Annotated in this window: 24 protein-coding genes; 16 read left to right on the top strand and 8 right to left on the bottom strand. The window is 71.3% G+C overall.

Translation table 11 applies throughout. The annotated features are described in order from the left end of the window. Nucleotides 1–103: 103 nt before the first annotated feature. Entirely contained in the window at nt 104–1,087 is a 984-nt protein-coding gene (gene moaA, locus AW274_RS27715) for a GTP 3',8-cyclase MoaA (protein ID WP_062437639.1), read from the top strand. A gap of 27 nt (nt 1,088–1,114) precedes the next feature. Further along, nucleotides 1,115–1,348, top strand: coding sequence for a DUF6457 domain-containing protein (locus AW274_RS27710; protein ID WP_062437636.1), 234 nt, complete (start codon nt 1,115–1,117; stop codon nt 1,346–1,348). Here AW274_RS27710 and AW274_RS27705 read toward each other — a convergent pair. Further along, a complete protein-coding gene (locus tag AW274_RS27705; protein WP_062437633.1) occupies nt 1,311–2,870 on the bottom strand; it encodes an MFS transporter in 1,560 nt (519 codons plus the stop codon). The two genes, AW274_RS27710 and AW274_RS27705, sit on opposite strands and share 38 nt — an antisense overlap. 72 nt (nt 2,871–2,942) lie before the next feature. Between AW274_RS27705 and AW274_RS27700 the strand changes: the two genes are divergently transcribed. The 3 genes from AW274_RS27700 (at nt 2,943) to AW274_RS27690 (ending at nt 5,022) form a co-directional block, all read left to right on the top strand. Continuing rightward, nucleotides 2,943–3,515, top strand: coding sequence for a helix-turn-helix domain-containing protein (locus tag AW274_RS27700; RefSeq protein ID WP_062437631.1), 573 nt, complete (start codon nt 2,943–2,945; stop codon nt 3,513–3,515). Nucleotides 3,516–3,619: 104 nt separating this feature from the next. After that, nucleotides 3,620–4,444 (top strand): class I SAM-dependent methyltransferase, encoded by an 825-nt coding sequence (locus AW274_RS27695; RefSeq protein WP_062437629.1) that lies wholly within the window; start codon nt 3,620–3,622, stop codon nt 4,442–4,444. A 356-nt stretch (nt 4,445–4,800) separates the two neighbouring features. Next, a complete protein-coding gene (locus AW274_RS27690) occupies nt 4,801–5,022 on the top strand; it encodes a hypothetical protein (RefSeq protein WP_157520759.1) in 222 nt (73 codons plus the stop codon). A 316-nt stretch (nt 5,023–5,338) separates the two neighbouring features. Here the strand turns inward: AW274_RS27690 and AW274_RS27685 are convergent, their stop codons facing one another. After that, nucleotides 5,339–5,656: a DUF3099 domain-containing protein gene (locus AW274_RS27685; protein ID WP_062437624.1), complete on the bottom strand. Its 318-nt coding sequence runs from the start codon at nt 5,654–5,656 to the stop codon at nt 5,339–5,341. A gap of 54 nt (nt 5,657–5,710) precedes the next feature. On the opposite strand from AW274_RS27685, the gene AW274_RS27680 reads away from it, so the two are divergent. Beyond that, nucleotides 5,711–5,926, top strand: a complete 216-nt coding sequence (locus tag AW274_RS27680) for a dodecin (RefSeq protein ID WP_030452318.1) — start codon at nt 5,711–5,713, stop codon at nt 5,924–5,926. A gap of 59 nt (nt 5,927–5,985) precedes the next feature. On the opposite strand, the gene AW274_RS27675 is transcribed toward AW274_RS27680, so the two are convergent. Together AW274_RS27675 and AW274_RS27670 are read right to left on the bottom strand one after the other, a co-directional pair. After that, nucleotides 5,986–7,353 (bottom strand): metallopeptidase TldD-related protein, encoded by a 1,368-nt coding sequence (locus AW274_RS27675; RefSeq protein ID WP_062437621.1) that lies wholly within the window; start codon nt 7,351–7,353, stop codon nt 5,986–5,988. Continuing rightward, nucleotides 7,350–8,843: a TldD/PmbA family protein gene (locus AW274_RS27670; protein WP_062437619.1), complete on the bottom strand. Its 1,494-nt coding sequence runs from the start codon at nt 8,841–8,843 to the stop codon at nt 7,350–7,352. The genes AW274_RS27675 and AW274_RS27670 overlap by 4 nt, the downstream gene beginning before the upstream one ends. Nucleotides 8,844–8,961: 118 nt before the next feature. Here AW274_RS27670 and fabG point away from each other — a divergent pair, with 118 nt between their 5' ends. Together fabG and fabI are read left to right on the top strand one after the other, a co-directional pair. Beyond that, complete coding sequence (gene fabG, locus AW274_RS27665) at nt 8,962–9,666, top strand: beta-ketoacyl-ACP reductase (protein ID WP_062437616.1); 705 nt, start codon at nt 8,962–8,964, stop codon at nt 9,664–9,666. Between the two features lie 2 nt (nt 9,667–9,668). Next, nucleotides 9,669–10,433, top strand: a complete 765-nt coding sequence (fabI, locus tag AW274_RS27660) for an enoyl-ACP reductase FabI (protein ID WP_062340315.1) — start codon at nt 9,669–9,671, stop codon at nt 10,431–10,433. 8 nt (nt 10,434–10,441) lie between these two features. Here fabI and AW274_RS27655 read toward each other — a convergent pair whose 3' ends face one another. Continuing rightward, a complete protein-coding gene (locus AW274_RS27655) occupies nt 10,442–11,323 on the bottom strand; it encodes a hypothetical protein (RefSeq protein ID WP_062437614.1) in 882 nt (293 codons plus the stop codon). 242 nt (nt 11,324–11,565) lie between these two features. Here AW274_RS27655 and AW274_RS27650 point away from each other — a divergent pair, with 242 nt between their 5' ends. Next, on the top strand, nt 11,566–12,594 hold the full coding sequence (locus AW274_RS27650) for a cellulose binding domain-containing protein (protein ID WP_062437611.1): 1,029 nt from the start codon (nt 11,566–11,568) through the stop codon (nt 12,592–12,594). A gap of 40 nt (nt 12,595–12,634) precedes the next feature. On the opposite strand, the gene AW274_RS27645 is transcribed toward AW274_RS27650, so the two are convergent. Then, nucleotides 12,635–13,567 (bottom strand): aldo/keto reductase, encoded by a 933-nt coding sequence (locus AW274_RS27645; RefSeq protein ID WP_062437609.1) that lies wholly within the window; start codon nt 13,565–13,567, stop codon nt 12,635–12,637. A 43-nt stretch (nt 13,568–13,610) separates the two neighbouring features. On the opposite strand from AW274_RS27645, the gene AW274_RS27640 reads away from it, so the two are divergent. From AW274_RS27640 to AW274_RS27610, 7 genes are all read left to right on the top strand, one after another. Continuing rightward, entirely contained in the window at nt 13,611–14,429 is an 819-nt protein-coding gene (locus tag AW274_RS27640; RefSeq protein ID WP_198169439.1) for an undecaprenyl-diphosphate phosphatase, read from the top strand. Beyond that, on the top strand, nt 14,426–15,106 hold the full coding sequence (locus tag AW274_RS27635; protein WP_062437605.1) for an MSMEG_4193 family putative phosphomutase: 681 nt from the start codon (nt 14,426–14,428) through the stop codon (nt 15,104–15,106). The genes AW274_RS27640 and AW274_RS27635 overlap by 4 nt, the downstream gene beginning before the upstream one ends. 10 nt (nt 15,107–15,116) lie before the next feature. Next, nucleotides 15,117–15,686, top strand: a complete 570-nt coding sequence (locus tag AW274_RS27630; protein WP_062437603.1) for a DUF3090 domain-containing protein — start codon at nt 15,117–15,119, stop codon at nt 15,684–15,686. Beyond that, nucleotides 15,683–16,429, top strand: coding sequence for an SCO1664 family protein (locus AW274_RS27625; protein ID WP_062340308.1), 747 nt, complete (start codon nt 15,683–15,685; stop codon nt 16,427–16,429). The genes AW274_RS27630 and AW274_RS27625 overlap by 4 nt, the downstream gene beginning before the upstream one ends. Nucleotides 16,430–16,518: 89 nt before the next feature. Next, nucleotides 16,519–17,274: an NRDE family protein gene (locus AW274_RS27620; RefSeq protein ID WP_062437600.1), complete on the top strand. Its 756-nt coding sequence runs from the start codon at nt 16,519–16,521 to the stop codon at nt 17,272–17,274. A gap of 9 nt (nt 17,275–17,283) precedes the next feature. Next, nucleotides 17,284–18,489, top strand: coding sequence for a cysteine--1-D-myo-inosityl 2-amino-2-deoxy-alpha-D-glucopyranoside ligase (mshC, locus tag AW274_RS27615; protein ID WP_062437597.1), 1,206 nt, complete (start codon nt 17,284–17,286; stop codon nt 18,487–18,489). A 44-nt stretch (nt 18,490–18,533) separates the two neighbouring features. Further along, nucleotides 18,534–19,853: an LVIVD repeat-containing protein gene (locus tag AW274_RS27610; protein WP_062437595.1), complete on the top strand. Its 1,320-nt coding sequence runs from the start codon at nt 18,534–18,536 to the stop codon at nt 19,851–19,853. Here AW274_RS27610 and AW274_RS27605 read toward each other — a convergent pair. Further along, complete coding sequence (locus AW274_RS27605; protein ID WP_062437593.1) at nt 19,831–20,907, bottom strand: GNAT family N-acetyltransferase; 1,077 nt, start codon at nt 20,905–20,907, stop codon at nt 19,831–19,833. The genes AW274_RS27610 and AW274_RS27605 overlap by 23 nt on opposite strands. After that, nucleotides 20,904–21,956 (bottom strand): GNAT family N-acetyltransferase, encoded by a 1,053-nt coding sequence (locus AW274_RS27600; protein ID WP_062437591.1) that lies wholly within the window; start codon nt 21,954–21,956, stop codon nt 20,904–20,906. Before AW274_RS27600 ends, AW274_RS27605 begins: the two co-directional genes overlap by 4 nt. Nucleotides 21,957–22,092 lie beyond the last annotated feature (136 nt).

Genomic DNA, 22,092 nt, shown 5'->3' with positions numbered 1-22,092 from the left:
AACCGGGGTTAAGCGTTCCCAATGGTTTTCCTCTGGAGGAATCCCCGTTGATCGGGCGCGGTTGTATCTGCTCTAAGCTGGCATACAGAATGGAGATGGTTACGTGCTGGTCGACTCGTTCGGGCGTGTCGCGACTGACCTGCGGGTGTCGCTGACCGATCGATGCAACCTCCGGTGCAGCTACTGCATGCCGCCGGAAGGTCTCGACTGGCTGCCCAAACCCGACCTGCTGACCGCCGATGAGATCGTCCGCCTGGTCACCATCGGCGTGCGCGACCTCGGCGTCACCGAGGTCCGCTACACCGGCGGCGAGCCGCTGCTCCGCCGCGAGCTGGTCGACATCGTCGCCCGCACCTCCGGCCTGGGCGCCGAGATCTCCCTCACGACCAACGGGATCGGCCTGGCCAAGCTGGCCGCGCCGCTCGCCGAGGCGGGCCTCCACCGGGTCAACGTGTCGCTCGACACCATCGACCGCGAGATCTTCAAGAAGCTGGCCCACCGCGACCGTCTGCCCGACGTCCTCGACGGCCTGGCCGCCGCCGACGCGGCCGGTCTGCGCCCCGTGAAGGTCAACGCCGTGCTGATGCGCGACGTGAACGACCACGAGGCCGCCGACCTGCTGCGCTACTGCCTCGACCGCGGCTACCAGCTCAGGTTCATCGAGCAGATGCCGCTCGACGCCCAGCACGGCTGGAGCCGCGACAACATGATCACCGCCGACGAGATCCTCGGCCTGCTCAAGGCCGACTTCGACCTCGAGGACGCCGACCCGAAAGACCGCGGCAGCGCCCCCGCCGAACTGTTCCTCGTCGACGGCGGCCCCGCGACGGTCGGCGTGATCGGCTCGGTCACCCGCCCGTTCTGCGGCGCCTGCGACCGCGTCCGGCTGACCGCCGACGGCCAGATCCGCAACTGCCTGTTCGCCACCGAGGAGTCCGACCTGCGGCGGGCCATGCGCGAGGGCGCCTCCGACGCCGACCTCGCCGCCCGCTGGACCGCCTCGATCGCCCGCAAGAAGCCCGGCCACGGCATCGACGACCCCGAGTTCCTCCAGCCGTCGCGCCCGATGAGCGCGATCGGCGGCTGACCGTCACTACCGATCTGGAGCCCGCCCGTGAACGTCCTGGAGGAGTGGACCGCCCTGGTCTGCCGCGAACTCGGCATCGACCCGGCCGTCGTCGACCGTGACCTGGTGCTCGACATGACGCGCGACGTGGCCCACGGGGTCGCCCGCCCCGCCGCGCCCCTGACGGCCTACCTCCTGGGCCTGGCCCAGGGCGCCGGCACGGCCCCGGCCGAGGCGGCGGCGCTCATCTCCGCCAAGGCGGCCGAATGGACCCGCGACTAGTGCTCCCCGGCCCGCGCAGGGCGACGTAGACGAGCAGGACGCCCATGACGGCGGCGCCGATCCACATCGACTGCCGCCAGCCCTCGACGAACGCCTGCTGCGCGGCGTCGATCAGGGCCCGGGCGTGGCCGCCGGTCGCGGCGGCGACCTCGACGGCGTTGGCGACGCCTTCGCGGGCGATGCCGGCGGCCCCCGCGGGGACGCCGTCGAGCCTGCCGTCGATGGCGCCGCGGTAGCCGTTCGCGAGCAGCGCGCCGAGCACGGCGACGCCCAGCGCGGTGCCGAGCTCGCGGGTGACGTCGTTGAGCGCGGAGGCGACGCCCTGCTCGGCGCGGGGCAGCGAACCGGTGATCGCCTCGGTGGAGGGCGTCATCGACAGGCCCATGCCGACCCCCATGGCGAGCAGGCCGGCCAAGACCGGCGGGTAGCCGCCGTCGACCGACACGAGCAGGGCCATCAGCACGAGGCCGAGGCCGGCCAGGGCGACGCCCGCGGCCATGGTGGCGCGGGCGCCGATCGTGGCCGCCAGCCTCGGGGCCAGGCCCGACGCCGCCATCATCGTGCCGGCCATGGGCAGCATCGCCACCGTCGACACCAGGCCCGACCAGCCCAGGACCGCCTGGAAGAACGGGAACAGGACGACGGCGACCCCGGCCTGGACGCCGAACACGACGAGCAGGGTGATCGAGCCGCCGGCCAGGCCGCGCTCACGGAAGAGCCGCACGTCCAGCAGGGACGCGTCGCGGCGGCGCAGTTCCCAGGCGACGAAGGCGACGGCGGCGGCGAGGCCGGCCACCAGCCCGACCAGGGTGACCGGGTCGGTCCACCCCCGTTCGGGGCCTTCCTGAAGGACGAAGATGAGCCCGATCACGGCGACGGCGGAGAGCAGCGCGCCGACGGTGTCGAAGGCGTGGGCGGAGCGCTCGCGGGAGTCGGGCACCGACCTGGCCGTCATCGCCAGCGCGACGACGGCCAGGGCCACCGGCAGCACGAACAACCACCGCCAGTGGGCGACGTCCACGAGGAGTGCGGAGAGGAACATGCCCAGGATGCCGCCACCGCCGGCGACGCCGGTCCACACGCCGATCGCCCTGCCCCGTTCCTCCTCGGGGAAGGTGGAGGTGATGACGGCCAGCGTGATCGGCATGATCATCGCGGCGCCGACCCCCGCCGCCACCCGGGCGCCGATCATCACGGCGGCCGACGGGGCGAGACCCGAGACGACGCCGGCCGCGCCGAAGACGACCAGGCCGGCGATCAGCATGGGCCGGCGGCCCAGCCGGTCGCCGATCGCGCCGAGCGGCAGCAGCAACGCGGCCAGGGCCAGGGTGTAGACGTTGATGATCCACAGAACGGTGGTCTGCGAGGCGCCCCACTCGACGGCCAGGTGGGTCTGGGCGACGTTCAGCCCGGACACGGACGCGATGACGGCCATCAACGCCGTCGAAACGGCGATCAGGATCGCCCGGAGCCGCCGCGCGTCCGGCACGGTTGCCGCCTGGGCGGACTGATGGATGCTCATGATTTCCTTCCGGTCGGAGAGCGTTGTGCCGACGCTAGGCCCGTATTGCAGCACGGGCATAGAATGTTGCTTATGACGCAAGAAGATGGTCAGCTGGACGGCCTCGTACGCAAACGCATCCGCGCCCTGCGGGTCGCCCAGGGCTGGTCACTGGAGGAACTGGCCGCCCGCGCCAACCTCAGCCAGTCGTCGCTGAGCCGCATCGAGAACGGTCAGCGCCGCCTCGCCCTCGACCAGCTCGTCGTCCTCGCCCGCGCCCTCGACACCACCCTCGACCAGCTCGTGGAGAACGCCGCCGACGACGTCGTCGTCAGCCCGATGATCGACGGCGCCCACGGCATCATGCGGTGGCCGGTCAAGGGCGATCCCGGCATGAGCGTCATGCGTCAGCGGATGACCGAACCGCCACCGGACAACCCGGCCCGGATGCGCGCCCACCCCGGCCGCGAATGGCTGGTCGTGCTCTCCGGCACCGCGATCCTCCTGCTCGGCCATCGGCGGTTCAGGCTCGAAACCAACCAGGCCGCCGAGTTCCCGACCATGCTGCCCCACGCCATCGGCGCCGACGGCGGGCCGTGCGAGATCATGGGCATCTTCGACCGCGACGCCCGCCGCGGCCACCGCCGCGACGACGACCCCGAATAGCCTTTCGCCGGCAGTTTTGCGTCGCAGGCAGCGCCTCGGGCCACCTTCTTGCCGATCTGGCAAGTAAACGTGCGTCATACGCATGACGGTCCTACGGTGAGGCCATGACTCACGACCACGACGACAGCGGGCAGGCGGAGATCCTCGATCTGGACGCCGAAGTCCTCGCCGAGCACATCGCGTCCATCACCGCCGGGCTGCCGTTGACGTCCGCGCCCCGCCAGATCGTGGACCTGGGCTGCGGCACCGGAGCAGGTACCTTCGCACTCCTCGACCGGTTCCCCGACGCCCACGTCACGGCCGTCGACGCCGCCGCCGGCCACCTCCGGATCCTGCGGGAGAAGGCGTGCGCCCGCGGACTTCAGGACCGCGTCCACCCCGTGCAGGCCGACCTCGACGACGCCGACTGGCCCGACCTCGGCACACCCGACCTGGTGTGGGCGTCGGCCTCCATGCACCACCTGGCCCGGCCCGAGCGGGCTCTGGGCAACGTCCACGCGCTGCTCACGCCGGGCGGCCTGTTCGCCGTCGTCGAGCTCGACGGCTTCCCCCGCTTCCTGCCCGCCGACGCCCCCGAGACCAGCCCCGGCCTCGAAGAACGCGCCCACGCCGCGACCGACCACTTCCACGCCGAACACGTGCCCCACCGCGGCGCCGACTGGGGCCCGCTGCTCACCGCCGCCGGCTTCACCGTCGAGGAGAAACGAACCATCACCGTCGCCATCGAAGGAACCCGCAACGAGGCCATCGCCCGCTACGCCCACAGCAGCCTGCAGCGCATCCGCAGCGTGGCCGCCCCCGCCCTCAGCCCTCGGGATCTCGCCGCCCTCGACGAACTCCTCGACCCGAACAGCCCGCAGAGCATCCTGCACCGCACCGACCTCACCGTCCGAACCGAGCGCACAGTGTGGGCCGCCCGCCGCCCCTGACAAGAGCCCGAGACCACCGCTTTGAGTGTCACGCGCTTCCAACCGCCCTCGGCGAAGCGGCGGGTCGGACGGTGATAGATAAGGCCACCTACGGCGGCCGGGGTGACGGGCCCGCCCAGGACTGAAGCCCCCCGGCCCGCGTCGACCTTGTCGTGACGATCGACGGCCCCGGCCCTATCGCCGACGCGGGACCAGCGGCGAAGCGACGCCGACGATCGACTGCCGGCCGGGCGTGCAGCGGCTGGAGCGGGAATGGAGGACGACCCACGACCTGCGTGCCGGGACGTCCGTTGTTTGGCACGGCGACGGCAGAAGCGAGCAGCCCGTCGAAGGCGACCTGCGATCTGGGCGCCGAGATGACCGCCGTCTGGTACGACGCAGAGGCGAGCAGCCGGTCGAAGGGGACGATCACCGGGATGGAAGGAGAGGTCGGCGCTGTCGGGTCGATGTGCCACGACCTCGTGCGCCGGTTCTCACAGCGGGGCGAGGTCCTCCAGCAGCATGTGGTCCTCGCCGACGGGCAGATCACGCGTGTCGAGGAGCGAGCGGACTTTGTCCCTGTCCCCATGCGGCCATGAAATTCATGAGAGAAAGCGCCTACGCGCCGGGTTTGTCCTCGGCCCAGCCGCGGAGAGGTGCCTGTGAGGGGATCGGCGGGGAAGGCGAGATTCGCTGATCTTTTTCGCGGAGACAGTCAGACCGTGCCGTGAGTAAAGGCGGCAGAAAAGGTCTGGACATAGGGCGACGCCGGGTGGTTACGGGGGCAAACCACCCGGCGTCGCTTCATCGGCGTTCCGACGGGGGCCCGGAACGCCGGCACCAGCGCTCCGACGGGGGACCAGAGCGCTTGGCTAAACTGTACACCTACCACCCTTAGGATGCGTCAAGACTTAGTCACGACCCGATCTCGCGTCGATGCCGTGGTATCTCGTTTTGGTTAGCTTCATCCATGTCCTGAAGTGGGGGAAGGTCCTTTCCCCGCTCGTTGGCCCCGATCACGGCAAGGTACGGCAAAAGCACCGCGCCCGCGATGAAGACACCTCGCAGCCACAGGGGCGCCCCGGGCCACGCCACGGCCAGGATGAGGCAGACGACACGGATCGACATCTTGATCACGTAGCTGATCTCGCGTTTGCGGATGTCGGCCGACAGGGACGGCTGTGCGTCGGTCACCTGGTGAACGGTCGTATTCCGCCGATGAAACAGCTTCACGTTCCAACCCTACGCCCGGGGCATATGATCGTTTCGCGACGACAGGGAGGCACGATGTCTGACCGCACCTACCGGGTGACCGAGATCGTGGGAACGTCGGGGGAGTCCGTCGACCAGGCCATTCGCAACGGGATCAGGCGGGCGTCGCAGACGCTGCGCCATCTCGACTGGTTCGAGGTGACGGAGGTCCGCGGCCACATCCAGGACGGCGAGGTCGCCCACTTCCAGGTGGGCATGAAGGTCGGTTTCCGCCTGGAAGACTCCGAATAGCAGAAGGGGGCGGCCCGGCGCAACTCCGGACCGCCCCTTGACTGCCTTGTCAGATCGGCTCAGTTGGCCTGGCTCACGGTCGACATGTTGAAGTCGGGCACCCGCAGCGGCGGCATGATCGTGCGGGTGAAGTAGTCGTTCCACTCGCGCGGCAGGGTCTGCGACGCCGCGCCGACCTCGGTGACCCGGCCGAGCAGGTCGACCGGCGACTCGTTGAAGCGGAAGTTGTTCACCTCGCCGGTGACCTCGCCGTTCTCGACCAGGTAGACGCCGTCGCGGGTCAGGCCGGTGAGCAGCAGCGTCTGCGGGTCGACCTCGCGGATGTACCACAGGCAGGTCAGCAGCAGGCCGCGCTCGGTGGCCGCGATCATCTCCTCCAGCGACTTGCCGCCCGCCGGGCCCTCCATGATCAGGTTGTCGATCGCGGGGGTCTCGGCCAGGCCGGTGACCTCGGCCGAGTGGCGGGTCTGGATGAGGTTGGCCAGCTTGCCGTCGGCGATCCACCTGGTCCGGCCCAGCGAGAAGCCGTTGTCGAAGACCGACGACTCGCGGCTGGAGGCGTGGGCGACGGTGAAGCCGCCGCACTCCACCCCGGCCCGCGCCGGGTCGCTGTAGAGGTCGATCGGCAGCTTGGCCAGCTCCTCGCCGACGCGGGTGCCGCCGCCGGGCTTGGAGAAGACGGTGCGGCCGTCGAAGGCGTCGCGGGCGCCCGCCGACCAGTACAGGTAGATCATCAGGTCGGCCACCGCGCCCGGGGGCAGCAGGGTCTCGTAGCGGCCCGGGGCCAGGTCGACCCGGCGCTTGGCCCATTCGAGGCGCTGCGCCAGCGTCGCGTCGAGGGCCGCGACGTCGACGTCGGTGAAGTCGCGGGTGGCCGCGCCGACCCACGCCGAACGGGTCATGTCGGGCGACTTGGCGTTCAGCTCCAGGCGGCCGGTCGGCTGGTCGTGCCGGCGGCGCAGACCCGTGCTGGTGCCGACGAAGACCGAGTTGACCAGGTGCTCGGCGAAGCCGTAGAGCCGGCGGCCCCCGGCCTCGGCCGCCGCGAACGCCTCGCCGAGCGCGGGCGCCAGGTCGCGGAAGACCGCGATCGAGGTCTCCTCGGCCGGGCGGTCCCAGTCGGCGGCGGCCTCTCCGGCCACCAGCGGGCGCGCGTCCTCGGACGGCTGCGCGTCGCGCGCCGCCCGGTCGGCCGCGCCCACGACGTCGGCGATCTGGTCGGGCGTGACGCCCGACCGGGACACCACGCCGGTGCCGCTGCCGGCGATCGAGACGACGGTCAGCCGCGAGCCCCGGGCGACGCCGTTGGTCGTCAGGGTGTTCCCGGCGAACCGCAGGTTCGCGGTGGTGTCCTCGTCGACGATGACGACGCGGTCGTCGGCGCCGGGCAGCGCCAGCGCGCGCTCGACTACTTCCTGCGGGGTCACTTGCCGCCCTCCTGCACCGTGTTGAGGATCTTCACACCGCGGAACCGGGCGGCCGGGGTGCCGTGGCTCACCGGGGCCACCTGGCCGGGCTGGCCCTTGCCGCAGTTGAACGCGCCGCCGAGCACGTAGGTCTCCGGTCCGCCGACGGCGTCCATGGATCGCCAGAAGTCGGTGGTGGTGGCCTGGTAGGCGACGTCGCGGAGCTGGCCCGCGAGCCGGCCGTTCTCGATCTTGTAGAAGCGCTGGCCGGTGAACTGGAAGTTGTAGCGCTGCATGTCGATCGACCAGCTCTTGTCGCCCAGGACGTAGATGCCGTCGTCGACGCCCGCGATCAGCTCCTCGGCCGACGGGCCGCCCTCGGCGGGCTGGAGCGAGACGTTGGCCATGCGCTGGATCGGCGTGTGGCCGGGGGAGTCGGCGAACGCGCAGCCGTTCGAGCGGCCCAGGCCCTTCAGCAGGGCCATCCGCCGGTCGAGCTGGTAGCCGACCAGGGTGCCGTCGCGCACGATGTCGAACCGCTGGCCCTGCACGCCCTCGTCGTCCCAGCCGACGGTGGCCAGGCCGTGGTCGGCGGTCCGGTCGCCGGTCACGTTCATGATCGGGGAGCCGTAGGCGAGCTTGCCGAGCTGGTCGAAGGTCGCGAACGAGGTGCCCGCGTACGCCGCCTCGTAGCCCAGCGCCCGGTCGAGCTCGGTGGCGTGGCCGATCGACTCGTGGATGGTCAGCCACAGGTTCGACGGGTCGATCACCAGGTCGTAGGTGCCCGCCTTCACCGAGGGGGCGGCGAGCTTCTCGGCCAGCAGGTCGGGCAGCTCGGCCAGCTCGGCCGGGAAGTCCCAGCCGGTGCCGGTCAGGTATTCGTACCCCCGGCCCACCGGGGGCGCGAGGGTGCGCATGTCGTCGAAGGCGGCGCCCTCGGACTTCATGGCGGTCAGAGAGGGATGGACGCGGACCCGCTGCTGCGTGGTCACCGTGCCGGCCGAGTCGGCGTAGAACTTCTGCTCCTTGACCTGCATCAACGAGGCCGACACGTGGTCGACCCCCTTGGCCAGCAGACCGGCGGACCAGTCGCCGAGCAGCGCGACCTTGTCGCGCAGCGGCACGTCGAACGGGTCGACGTCGTAAAGGGACACCCAGACGCCCTCGTGCACCGGCTCGGCGGCCAGCTCGACGGGCTCCCGGTTGAGGGGCGCGCTCACCTCGGCCACCTGGACGGCCTGCGCCGCCACCTCGGCCACGGCCTCGGGCGTGAGCGTGATGCCGCCGGCGAACCCCCAGGTGCCGTTCTTGACCACCCGTACGGCGAAACCGAGGTCGTCGGCGTCGCTGGAGCCTTCGAGCCGCGCGTCGAACAGGCGGAGCGTCTCGGCGCGCACCCGTTCGAGACGGAACGCGGCGAACTCGGCGCCCAGCTCGCGGGCCCGCTGGAGGGCGGCGTCGGCCAACCGCCGCAGCGGCAGGGCGAGGAAGTCGGGATCGATCTGACGCATGCAGGGATCCTAGTCCGCGCCACGCGAGTCGATCTGGAGTAACCCCACCACAGGGCAGGGAGGATCTTGTCTCCGGCGGACAAGAGGCTACCAACCGGTAACTAGTAACGTCGGGTACATGCCTCGTTCTGTACTCGTCACCGGCGGCAACCGCGGCATCGGCCTCGCGGTCGCCCGGGAGCTCTCCGCGGCCGGAGACCTCGTCGCCGTCACCCACCGATCCGGCCAGGCCCCCGAAGGGCTCTTCGGCGTCCAGTGCGACGTCACCAGCCAGGAGTCGGTCGACGCCGCCTTCGAGAAGGCCGAGGCCGAGCACGGCCCGGTCGAGGTCGTCGTGGCCAACGCCGGCATCACCAAAGACACCCTGCTGGCGATGATGAAGGAAGAGACCTTCACCGACGTCATCGACACCAACCTGACCGGGGCCTACCGCGTCGCCAAGCGCGCCGTGCGCCCGATGCTGCGCCTCAAGCGCGGCCGCATCATCCTCGTCTCCTCCGTCGTCGGCCTCCTCGGCTCGGCCGGGCAGGCCAACTACGCCGCCTCCAAGGCCGGTCTGGTCGGCTTCGGCCGGTCGCTGGCCCGCGAGCTCGGCTCGCGGAACATCACCGTCAACATCGTGGCCCCCGGTTTCGTCGAGACCGACATGACCGCGGTCCTCACCGAAGACCAGCAGGCCGCCATCCAGAAGCAGATCCCGCTCGGCCGCCAGGCCAAGGTGGGCGAGGTCGCCCGCGTCGTCCGCTTCCTCGCGAGCGAGGACGCCTCCTACGTCACCGGGGCCGTGATCCCCGTCGACGGCGGCCTGGGAATGGGGCACTGACCATGGGAATCCTCGAGGGCAAGCGCATCCTCGTCACCGGCGTGCTCACCGACGCCTCGATCGCGTTCAGCGTGGCCAAGCTGGCCCAGGAGGAGGGCGCCCAGATCGTCCTCACCGGGTTCGGCCGCCTGAGCCTGGTCGAGCGCATCGCCAAGCGGCTGCCCGAGCCGCCGCCGGTGCTGGAGCTCGACGTCAGCAACACCGAACACCTCGACAGCCTGGCCGAGCGGGTCGGCGAGCACCTCGGCGGGCTCGACGGGGTCGTCCACTCCATCGGGTTCGCGCCGCAGACCGCCCTCGGCGGCAACTTCCTCAACACCTCGTGGGAGGACGTCGCCACCGCCTTCCAGATCTCCACGTTCTCCTACAAGTCGCTGTCGATGGCCTGCCTGCCGCTGATGAAGCAGGGCAGCTCGGTCGTCGGCCTCGACTTCGACGCGTCCAAGGCGTGGCCGGTCTACGACTGGATGGGCGTGGCCAAGGCCGGGCTCGAGGCGACCAACCGCTACCTCGCGCGCGACCTGGGCAAGCACGGCATCAGGGCCAACCTGGTGGCGGCCGGCCCGCTGCGCACGATGGCGGCCAAGAGCATCCCCGGCTTCAAGGAGTTCGAGGACTCCTGGCCGGCCAAGGCCCCGCTGGGCTGGGATCTGGCCGACACCGTCCCGGCCGCGAAGGCGTGCGTGGCGCTGCTGAGCGACTGGTTCCCGGCGACCACCGGTGAGATCGTCCACGTCGACGGCGGCGTGCACGCCATCGGCGCCTGACAGGTCGGCTAGGCGATGCGCTGGCGCCGTCGTGACGGCGCCGGCAGCCCGGAGAGCGGCAACGACTCCGGGCACATCGCCTCGAGCTCGTCCTTCCTGGCCCGCTTGATCCAGGCGACCCGCGCGGCCAGCACCGCCGACACCAGCAGCAGGGTCGTCAGGCCGGTCGCGACCGGGTCGTAGTCCTGCCTGGGGCGCACCGGCGCCTTGCGGGTGTCGCTCATCAGCTCGGGGATCAGCTGGCCCGGCCAGAGCAGCGGCGGGGCCACCTCGTCGACGCTGACCGGCTCGGCCTCGGCGACCGGCGGGGGAGCGGGTTCGGGCGAGGCGGTGATCGACTCGCCGGTCGAGACGAACTGGGGGCGCGGCTCCGGCCGCCGCTCCCTGCGGGTCTTGCGCGGCGCGGCCGAGGCCGTATCGGCGGTGGGCTTCACCCGCACCGGTTCGGCGTCGAGCGTCGGCGCCGGGCTGTGGCCGCAGGCCGACCCGCAGGCGTCGACCGAGGCGCCGTCGCTGGTGCCGGTCTGGACGCCGGTCGACGAATCGCTCTTCTGCCCATTGTTGGATTTATCCGACTTGTCGGAGTTGCCGCCCTGATTGCCCTTTTCCGGGGCCGGCGACGATGACGACGAGTCGCTCCCGGTCACCCCGCCGACGACCTTGTCGACCGTGTCGGTGACGTCGTCGAGGCCGCCCTTGGTCACGTCGTCGACCACGTCGGTCGCGCCGTCGACGACCTTGCACAGCGTGTCGGTCACCCCCGGCAGCAGGCCGCCCCGGTCGCAGTCGGCGGCCCGGGCGGCCTCGGCCATGACCACGGGGAAGGCGGCGCCGATGGCCACGGCGAGAACGCCGGCGCCGAGGGCGGACGCGCGCCGTCCGATCCTCATGAGCCCCTCCCCAGTCACCGGCGGGCCCCCTCCCCTGTGGGCGCACCGCTCCCATTGGCGCGGTCCAGTCTCTCTCCAACGCCCGGTGAATTTCGCGCTGTGTCGCCCTTCGGTATCCAGGTGTGATACGCGAGACCATCTCTCGTTCGGTTCCTGAACCTTTCACCGGCCACCTGCTGCGGGCCGGAGCACGACGGCCCGCGCGTTGACGGCACGCCCGGCCCGTCCTGACGATCGGGTCCATGCAGATCACCGCAGTGATACTCACCGCCGCTCTGCTCGCGGCCCCCGTGCCGACGACCTCGCCGACGCCGGGCCCGTCCGGTAGTCCGGGTCCCATGCCCTGCCGGACCGGGCCGATCCCCCCGAGCCCGCCCGCCAACCTCCCGCCGAGCACGCCGGGCGCGCCGATGGTCGTCTGGTCGTTCTTCAACGGCGCGTCCCTGCGCTGGGAACCCTCGACCGACGATCACGCCGTGGCCTGCTACGAGGTCTACCAGGACAACGGCGGCGACGGGATCATCCGGGCCGTCACCCAGGGGTCCACCGAGGTCTGGGTGAACCTGCCGACCCCCGTGGGCAGCCGGACCTATCCCATCTACGTGGTCGCCGTGGACCGTTACGGCGTGCGCAGCGCCCGCTCGCCGGTCACGCCGGTGACGATCACGAACGACCTCGTGACCATGCCGCCGAGCGACCTGACCGCCACTCCGCTGAGCGCGACCAGCGTGCGCCTCACGTGGACGGCGCCCCGCTATCCCCAGTACCCGTCCATCACCGGCTACCAGGTCGTCTCGGACGGGCAGCTGCTCACCACCGTCCCGGGCACCGCCGCGACGCTCACCGGGCTGACACCGGGCACCGAGTACTCCGTCAGGGTCCGGCCCGTCTTCTACGACAACAGCTGGGGGCTCTGGTCGAACACGGTGGTCTTCACCGCCGGCGCGGAGCCCGTGTTGTCATGCCAGGTCGTCTACTCCGCCGTCACCTGGGGCACCGGGATGACCGCGAACGTGTCGATCAAGAACACCGGAGACGAGCCGATCGAGGACTGGGCGCTCACGTTCACCTTCCCCGCGACCGGGCAGCAGCTCGACCGGGGCTGGTCGGCCGACTGGGCGCAGAGCGGTCAGCGGGTCACCGCCACCGGCGTGTCCTGGAACCAGGACATCGCGCCCGGCCGGACCCTGTGGATCGGTTTCAACGGCGAGCACGCCGGCGTGAACCCCGCGCCGGTCGACTTCGCCGTCAACGGCTCCGCCTGCGCCTGACCCGCAGGCGGCGTTCACCCGGGAGGCCCTGGGCGAGGTGTCACGACGACACGTCGTCCAGGGCCTCGCGGATCTCCCAGGGGAGCACGAGCGTCTCGGACTGCAGCACGCCCAGCAGCTGGGCGTGGGTGCGCGCGCCCACGATCGCCGAGGCGACCCCGGGCCGGTCGCGGACCCAGGCCAGCGCCACCGCGAGCGGCGAGGCGCCCAGGCCCTCGGCGGCGGTCACGCACGACTCGACGATCCGGCGCGAGCGCTCGTCGAGATAGGGCTGGATGAAGTCGGCGAAGTGGGGCGTGGCGGCGCGCGAGTCGGCCGGGATGCCGGTCCGGTACTTGCCGGTCAGCACGCCCCGCCCGAGCGGCGACCACGCCAGCACGCCCGCGCCCACGTGGGCGGCGGCCGGGAACAGCTCGTCTTCGGCCTCACGGGCGACCAGCGAGTATTCGACCTGCGCGGCCACGATCGGGGCCCGGCCCGGCGCGGAACGCTGGTGCACCCCGGCCGCCGCGACCTGCCAGCCCGCGTAGTTGCACACCCCGGCGTAGGCGGCCCGGCCGGTCGAGACCGCGATGTCGACGGCCAGGAGGGTCTCTTCGAGCGGCACGTCGGGATCGAAGGCGTGCAGCTGCCATAAGTCGACCTCGTCGACGCCCAGGCGGTCGAGCGAGGCGTCGAGGGCGCGGATCAGGTGGCGGCGGGAGCCGTCTTTGCCGCCGGGCGTGAGCACCGCCTTGGTGGCGATCACCAGCTCTTCTCTGGGGACGACCTCTTTGAGCAGCCGGCCGATCAGCCGTTCGGCGTCGCCGCCGGCGTAGACGTCGGCGGTGTCGACCAGCGTGCCGCCCTCGTCGGCGAACGTCACGAGCTGCGCGGAGGCCTCGTCGGCCGACGTGTCGCGCGCCCAGGTCATGGTGCCGAGGCCGATGCGCGAGACCGACAGGCCGCTGCGCCCGACATATCGCTGATCCATTGCGAGTCAGAGTATCGTGTCCGAGGCTCTAAGCTGGCCGACCGTGAACGTCTTTGAGGCGGTCGTCCTCGGCATCGTGCAGGGGCTGACCGAGTTCCTGCCGATCTCCAGCTCGGCGCACCTGCTCATCGTGCCCAAGCTGGCGGGCTGGGAAGACCCCGGGGCCGCGTTCACCGCCGTCATCCAGCTCGGCACCATGCTGGCGGTGCTGATCTTCTTCTGGCGCGACATCCTGCGGATCACCGGGGTCTGGCTGCGCAGCCTGGCCGACAAGGAACTGCGGAACCACCTCGACGCCCGCATGGGGTGGTACATCATCCTCGGCACGATCCCCATCTCGGTCGCCGGCCTGCTGTTCTCCGACGCGATCGAGGGCCCGGCCCGGAACCTGTGGCTCAACTCGGCCATGCTGATCGTGTTCGGGCTGATCCTGCTGGGCGCCGAGCAGTTCGGCCGCAAGGCCAAGCAGCTGTCCGACCTCGGGCTGAAGGACGGCCTCATCATCGGCGCGTGGCAGATGCTCCCGCTGATCCCCGGCGCGTCCCGCTCGGGCTCCACGATGACCGGCGCGATGTTCCTCGGCTACACGCGCGAGGCGGCGGCCCGCTACTCGTTCCTGCTGTCGATCCCGGCGGTGGTGCTGTCGGGCGTCTACGAGATGCGCCACGTCGGCGACGGCGGCGGCCCGCCGCTGGTCGGCACGGCCGTGGCCACGATCGTGTCGTTCGTCGTCGGCTACGCCTCGATCGCCTGGCTGCTCAAGTGGGTGGCGAAGAACTCGGTCAACATCTTCGTGATCTACCGCGTGTTCGCCGGCACCCTGCTGCTGACCCTTCTCGGACTGGGCGTGATCACGGCATGACGACCCTTCTGCTGCTGCGCCACGGGCTGACCCCGCTGACCGGGCCGGTCCTGGCCGGCCGCGCGCCGGGCGTCCACCTCGACGACCGGGGCCGCAGGCAGGCCGCCGACGCCGCCGAGCGGCTCAGAGACGTGCGCCTCGACGCGGTCGTCTCCAGCCCGCTGGAGCGCTGCCGCGAGACCGTCGAACCTTTCAGCGCCGAAAACCTCCAGATCGACGACCGATTCGCCGAGTGCGACTACGGCGACTGGACCGGGAAGAAGCTCGGCGACCTCGCCAAGGAGCCCGAGTGGAAGGTCGTGCAGGCCCACCCGAGCGCCGCCGTCTTCCCGGGCGGCGAGTCGCTGGCGGCCGTGTCGGCCCGCGCGGTGGCGGCCGTCCGCGACTGGAACGCCCGGCTGGGGGAGCGGGCGACCTATCTGGTCTGCTCCCACGGCGACGTGATCAAGGCGATCGTGGCCGACGCGCTGGGGTTGCACCTCGACCAGTTCCAGCGGATCAACGTCGATCCAGGATCGGTCACAGTCATCGAATACACCCCCATACGCCCCTTTCTTCGCAGGCTTAACGACACCCGAAATTTCGGGCTTCCGGAGCCGCCTCCGGAGCACAAAGATGGGGGAGAAAACATCGCCGGGAGCGACGCCGCCGTCGGCGGCGGAGCCGGGACCACGTAAGGTCGGGGCTATGCCGGTCTTCGATTACGATCCGCCTGAGAGGTTCGTGGCCGGTGCCGTTGGGCAACCGGGCGCGCGAACCTTCTTCCTGCAGGCGAGGGCGCAGGGGCGCCTCACCACGGTCTCGCTGGAGAAGTTCCAGGTCGCGGTGCTGGCCGACCGTCTCGACGAACTGCTCGACGAGGTGCTGCGCCGCAGCGGCGGCCGCGCCCCCGTCCCGGCCGTGGCTCCCGGCGAGGTCTCCGACGAAGGCCCCCTCGACACCCCGATCGAAGAAGACTTCCGGGTCGGCACCATGGCCCTGGCCTGGGACCCCGACACCGCCCAGGTGATCATCGAGGCCCAGGAGGCCACCGCCGAAGAGGAAGAGGACCCGATCTTCGGCGACCCCGACCGGCCCGAGCCCGCCGTCCTGCGGGTGCGCATCAGCGCCGCCGCCGCGCGCGCCTTCAGCCGCCGCGCCCTCGACGTCGTGGCCGCCGGGCGGCCGCCCTGCCCCCTGTGCGGGCAGCCCCTCGATCCCGAGGGTCACATCTGCGTCAGGCTCAACGGACACCACCCCGGGGGACTCACCGCATGACCGCTGAGAACGCGGAAGAGGGGACCAAGCTCGACGACGCGGCGGCCATGCGGCTGCTGCGCGGCGGGCGGCTGGAGGTCGCCGGCCGTCTGGTCGAGGCCACCAACATGACCCTCTACTGCACGATCAGCGCGGGCGACCAGGTCGCGGCCTGCGTCTACAAGCCCGTGAAGGGCGAACGCCCGCTCTGGGACTTCCCCGACGGCACCCTCGCCGCCCGCGAGGTCGCCGCCTACGAGGTGGCGGTGGCCACCGGCTGGCGGCTGGTGCCGCCGACCGTCTACCGCGACGGCCCGTTCGGCCCCGGCATGGTCCAGCTCTGGATCGACGCCGACCCCGATGCCGACCTGATGGCCGTCATGCGCAGCCGCCAGCCCGCGCTGCGCCGCATGGCCGTCCTCGACGCCGTGATCAACAACGCCGACCGCAAGGGCGGCCATCTGCTGCCGCTGCCCGACGGCCACGTCTACGGCGTCGACCACGGCGTCTGCTTCTCCGTCGACACCAAGCTCCGCACCGTGTTGTGGCAGTGGAAGGGGCGGCCGCTCTCCCGGGAGGCGGTCTCGGTCCTCGTCCATCTCGATCAGGAACTCGAAAGAGGACGACTCGGACGAAGATTGCGCGAACTGCTCACCGCAGCCGAGGTGGAGGCGACCTGGAACCGGGTACGCAGACTGCTGGACACCGGAATTCACCCTTACCCCTCGGGCGACTGGCCCGCGATCCCCTGGCCCCCGATATAACTACTTTCCCGGAGCCTCACTGAGCTGGACGTAAGCACTTATTTCCGGCACTCTGCATGAGTCTCTACCGATAGTGGAGGGAACGGGCATTGTGTACGGTCATCGTGAGCTTCGACCCCGATGCGGAGTCGCCGATCCTGCTGGCCGGGGTCCGCGACGAGTTCGTCAACCGTCCATGGATGTCCCCTTCCGCCTACTGGCCCGACCATCGGGGCGTCGTCGGCGGCCGTGACCTCCTGGCGGGCGGCACCTGGCTGGCCGTCGACCCCGCCGCGCGGCGCGTCGCCGCCCTGCTCAACGGCCAGGGCCTGCTCTCCGGCGCCCGCAACCGCGCCTCCCGCGGCGAACTGCCGCTGCTGGCCGCCTCCGGCGGCGAGATGCCCCTGGTCGAACTGACCCGCTACGACCCCTTCCACCTGCTGCTCGGCGGGCTCGACGGCGTCCGGCTCTGGACCTGGACGGGCGACAAGCTGTCGGAGGAGAAGCTGCGCCCCGGCACCCACGTCGTCGTCAACGCCGGTCTGCCCGACGCCGCCGACAACGCCCGGGTGGCGCACTTCCAGCCCGCCTTCGCCAAGGCCCCCCGGCCCGGCCGCCCGGCCGGCGGCAGCCCCGAACGCTACTGGGGCGAGTGGCTGCCCCTCGCCTCCGGCGACGGCCTGCCCTACGAAGACCCGGCCGCCCTGCTGGTCCGCCACGAACTGAGCGACGGCCGCCTGTTCATGTCGTTGTCGGTCAGCCTCGTCGCGCTGGCCGAATCGGGCGTGCGCTACGACTTCCTGCCGGCCCCCGACGACCCCCTCACCTGGCATCCGGTGGACATCCCGCGCGAGGCACGCGGATAGGCTCACACCATGCAATCGTGGTCTTCGTCGAACGTCCCCAGCCTGCCGGGCCAAGGTCACCCGCTCCGCCTCTACGACACCGCCGCCCGCGAGATCCGGACCACGGAGCCCGGCCCGGTGGCCCGCATGTACGTCTGCGGCATCACCCCCTACGACGCGACCCACCTCGGCCACGCGAACACCTACCTGGCCTTCGACCTGGTGAACCGCGCCTGGCGCGACGCCGGCCACGACGTCCACTACACCCAGAACGCGACCGACGTCGACGACCCGCTGCTCGAACGCGCCCAGCGCGACGGGCAGGACTGGCGGGAACTGGCCGAAGACCAGATCGAGTTGTTCCGCACCGACATGGCCGCCCTGCGCATCCTGCCCCCGGCCGAGTACGTCGGCGTGACCGAGGTCGTCGACCAGGTCGCCGCCCTCGTCGAGCGGCTCGGCGAGGCGACGTACACGATCGACGGCGACGTCTACTTCGCCCGCACCGCCGCCCCCAAGTTCGGCGCGGTCTCCGGTTACGACGAGGAGACCATGCTGGCCCTGTTCGGGGAGCGCGGCGGCGACCCCGAGCGGCCGGGCAAGCGCGACCCCCTCGACTGGCTGCTGTGGCGGGCCGAGCGTCCCGGCGAGCCCTCCTGGCCCTCGCCCTTCGGTCCGGGCCGTCCCGGCTGGCACGTCGAGTGCACCACGATCGCGCTGAACAACCTCGGCCCCGGCTTCGACGTCTCGGGCGGCGGCAGCGACCTGATCTTCCCCCACCACGAGATGGGCGCCTGCGAGGGCCACGTGGCGACCGGCGAGTGGCCGTTCGCCAAGGCCTACGTCCACGCGGGCATGGTCGGCCTCGACGGCGAGAAGATGTCGAAGTCGCGCGGCAACCTGGTGTTCGTGTCGAGGCTGCGGCAGCACGCCGACCCGATGGCGATCCGGCTGGCCCTGCTCGGCCACCACTACCGCAGCGACTGGGAGTGGACCGACGCCGACCTGACCGAGGCGACCGCCCGGCTGGCCCGCTGGCGCGCGGCCGTGGCCCGGCCGTCTGGCCCCTCGGGCGCCGACGTGCTGGCGCTGGTCCGCGACCGGATCGCCGACGACCTCGACGCCCCCGGGGCGCTGGCCGCGATCGACGCCTGGGCCGCCGCCGAGGGCGACGACGCGGGTGCGCCGGAAGTGGTCCGCGACATCGCCGACGCACTGCTCGGGATCGCCCTCTGATCGGTACGCTGCCGATAGAGCGCCCCGATTAGTGAGGATCGCGGTTGAAGCGGCTGTTGCTAGGTCTTGTCCTGATAGCGGGCTGTACGACCGCGCCACCGCCTCCCGCGACGCCGAAGAGCGCCCCGAGCCCCGAGTTCACCATCGCGGGCGGCCTGCGGCACGTCGCCAACGTGGCGCCGGGCGCCCCGTTCGACACCCCGCAGTCGTTCGGCACCGACCTGGCCTTCCAGGGGAAGTACGCCTTCGCCGGCAACTACGGCGGCTTCACCGTCTACGACATCGCCGACCCCACCAAGCCGTGGGTGGTGACCCGGGTGCTCTGCCCGGCCGACCAGAACGACGTCTCGGTCTACGGGAACCTGCTGTTCCTGTCGGTCGACGTGCCGCGCGCCGGGCCCGACTGTTCGAGCGGGCCCGGCGACCCGTCGTCGCCGGCGCAGTTCGAGGGCGTCCGGATCTTCGACATCTCCGACGTCGCCAACCCCCGCTACGTGACGGCCGTGCGGACGCGGTGCGGGTCCCACACCAACACGATCATCCCGGGTGAGGACGTCCACCACCTCTACGTCTCGGCGGCCGGGCCGATCCCGGACACCGCCAACTGCCCGGCCCCCCACGAGCTCATCTCGGTCATCGAGGTGCCGGTCGCCGACCCGGCCGCCGCGAAGGTCGTGGCCACGCCCGTGTTGTTCACCGACCGCGACCCCGGCCGGTTCGGCGGCTGCCACGACGTCAGCGTCTATCCGGCCCGGAACCTGGCGGTGGCCGCCTGCTACGGCGACGGCCTGCTGCTCGACATCACCGACCGGGCCGACCCGAAGGTGCTCCAGCGGGTCACCGACCGCGAGAACTTCTCGATCTGGCACTCGGCGGCCTTCACCCCCGACGGGACCCAGGTCGTGCTGAGCGACGAACTCGGCGGCGGGGCGGCCCCGATGTGCACCGCGAAGACGCCGCGCAACAAGGGCGGCACGGCGATCTACGAGATCACCGCCGAGCGCCGGATGCGGCCGCTCGGCCTGTTCAAGATCCCCCGGACCCAGACCGGCGAGGAGAACTGCGTCGCCCACAACGGCAACGTCATCCCGGTCGAGGGCCGCAACCTGATGGTGCAGGCCTGGTACCAGGGCGGCGTCTCGGTCTGGGACTTCACCGACCCGGCGAAGGCCCGCGAGGTGGCCGCGTTCGAACGGGCGCCGCTGGCGCCCGGCACGCTCGGCGGGTCGTGGTCGGCCTACTTCTACAACGGCTACATCTACTCCAGCGACATCACCCAGGGGCTCGACGTGCTGGAGCTCACCGAGCCGTCGGTCGCGGGGGCGAAGCGGCTGCCGGGGCTCAATCCGCAGACGCAGGAGTAGTGCCGCGCCGTTTCGCGACCCATCGGGCCGCGCGGTCGGCGGCGCCGTACAGGACCGGGGTGGAGAGCACCAGGTTCACCGCGCGGCGGCGCGGCTCGTGCGTCAGCCAGTGGCGGGCGGCGGCGACCGACGGGCGGGCCAGGCGGCCCTCGGCGACCAGCAGGTCGCCGGTCTTGAGGCTGTCCTTGTAGCCCTTCTCGCCCCGGCCCAGGTCCATCAGGGTCACCCCCGCCTCGGCGACCGCCCGGCACAACCGCAGGCGGTGGATGAGGCCGGGGGAGTAGAAGGCGAAGGCCGGGTCGTAGACGGGGAACCAGGCGATGATCGTGGTCTCGGTGCGGACCCCGAAGTTGCCCGCGACCAGCGTGTCTCCGGCGTAGAGCAGGCCGAGGGTGCCGGTGAACACCGGCGTGCGCACCTCGTGGAGGCGTTCGGCGACGGCGACCACCCACGGCTCGGCGAAGCGGTCGGGGCGGCCGGTGCGGCGGTACTGCGCCGACTTCCAGCGCTGGAGGATGCGCAGCGCGGCGCGGTCGGGCGAGTCGAGCACGAACCTGACCTCGCCGACCTCGCGGGCCAGCCGCCGCTCCTTCTTCAGGGTCGACTTGTAGATCTTGTTCGACCGCTCGGCCAGCCCCTTGGCGTAGAGGTCGTAGCCGCCGGTCAGGTCGATGACGGGGGAGGGGTGCAGCGCCTTGTGGCCCTGGGTGAACTGGGCCGGGTCGAGGTGGTCGAAGGCCCAGACCTTGAGGTCGCAGGCGCGCAGCAGCTCCCTCGGCGGCACCTCCAGGCCGGGTTCGGCCGCCATGCCCTGGAGGTCGGAGAGCACCGAGCCGATCGGCCGGCCGACCGCGCCGCGCCGCTCGAACGGGAAGAAGGCCCGGCCGCCGTCGACCACCGCCACGTGGGCGTCGTCGCGGACCGCGCCGACGGCCCGGGTGTACTCGGGGGCCAGGAACGGGTTCGGGCGGCGGCCGCCCGCGCGCTCCAGCGCCCGCCAGCCGGCCAGCTGCGCCTCGGTGAGCTCCGACGGCCGCACCACGTCGATCCTCACGCGCGGCCCCGCAGCTTCAGCGCCCGGTCGGCGAGCGCGTGCAGGCGGGGGTCGCCGACGATCGTCTGCTTGACGCGCCGCGCGGGCGCGGTGCGCAGCCAGTGGAGGGCCGAGGCCGCGCTCCGCCGCCGGGCCACCCCTTCGGAGAGGGGGAGGGTGCCGTTGCAGATGGTCTGTTTGTAGTCGCCGGCGGTGCCGGTGTCGATATGCCGCAGTCCGCGGGCGGCGGCGGCCTCGACCAGGCGTAAATGGTGGATCAATCCGGGGGAATACGACCCGAGTTCCGGATCATAAGCGGGGAACCAGCCCGCCATCACCCCTTCGCTGACCAGCCCGAAATGCGCGGCGACCGGGCGGTCGCCGATCTTGAGAACCGACAGCGGGGCGCTGAATTCCGGCGTCCGCACATCGCGCAGCCGTTCGATCAGCGCGGCCACCCACGGTTTCGCCGTGCGGTCGGCGCGGCCGATGCGCCGATACTGGTCGGACTTCCAGCGCAGCAGCGCGCCGAAATGATCATTCGACGCGTATTCGTAGGTCAGCGGGCCGAGGTCCCGCTGGATCTTGCGCTCCTTATAGGCGATTGTCTTGTACGACTTCGGCGACGTCTCGCGTAAGAACTTGATATATCCGTCATATCCGGATTCGAGATCGAGCAGCATCGCCGTCCGATTCTCGTCCGAAGTGAACCACGGCTGGCCGCCGACCAGGTATTCGAACTCGAACACGTCGAGCCCGCAGCCTTTCAGCAGGTCGGGGCCGTCGATTTCGAAACCGGGCCGGTGCACGAGCCCCTGTGCGAGGGTGATCCACGCGGCCAGCGGACGGGCCGCCCTGGGGCCGCACGGCTCGAACGGCAAGAACCCCGCCAGATCGTTGTCGTCCCAGATCACGGCCACTCTCGCGGCGTCGCGCACGTCGCCGACCGCGCACGCGAACTCGGGCGCCAGCCACGGGCTGGCCAGATGGGGAGAGGCCCGGCGCATCCGTCTCCACGCCGATAATTCCGGCTCGCCGAGATCGCGGGGGCGTACGACATCGATCTTCATATGCGATGAATTCCGGTGACCTAGGGGGCGATGACCGCGCCATACTAAAGCGAGACGCGGCCGGCCGAAGGCCGGCTGTGGCTCGCGTGGTGAATATGTCCTAAAAAGACACTGCGAATAACGTCCCGTCCCCCGA

The sequence above is a fragment of the Herbidospora daliensis genome (assembly GCF_001570585.1).
Taxonomy (GTDB): domain Bacteria; phylum Actinomycetota; class Actinomycetes; order Streptosporangiales; family Streptosporangiaceae; genus Herbidospora; species Herbidospora daliensis.
This window is presented reverse-complemented; position numbering and strand designations above follow the sequence as displayed.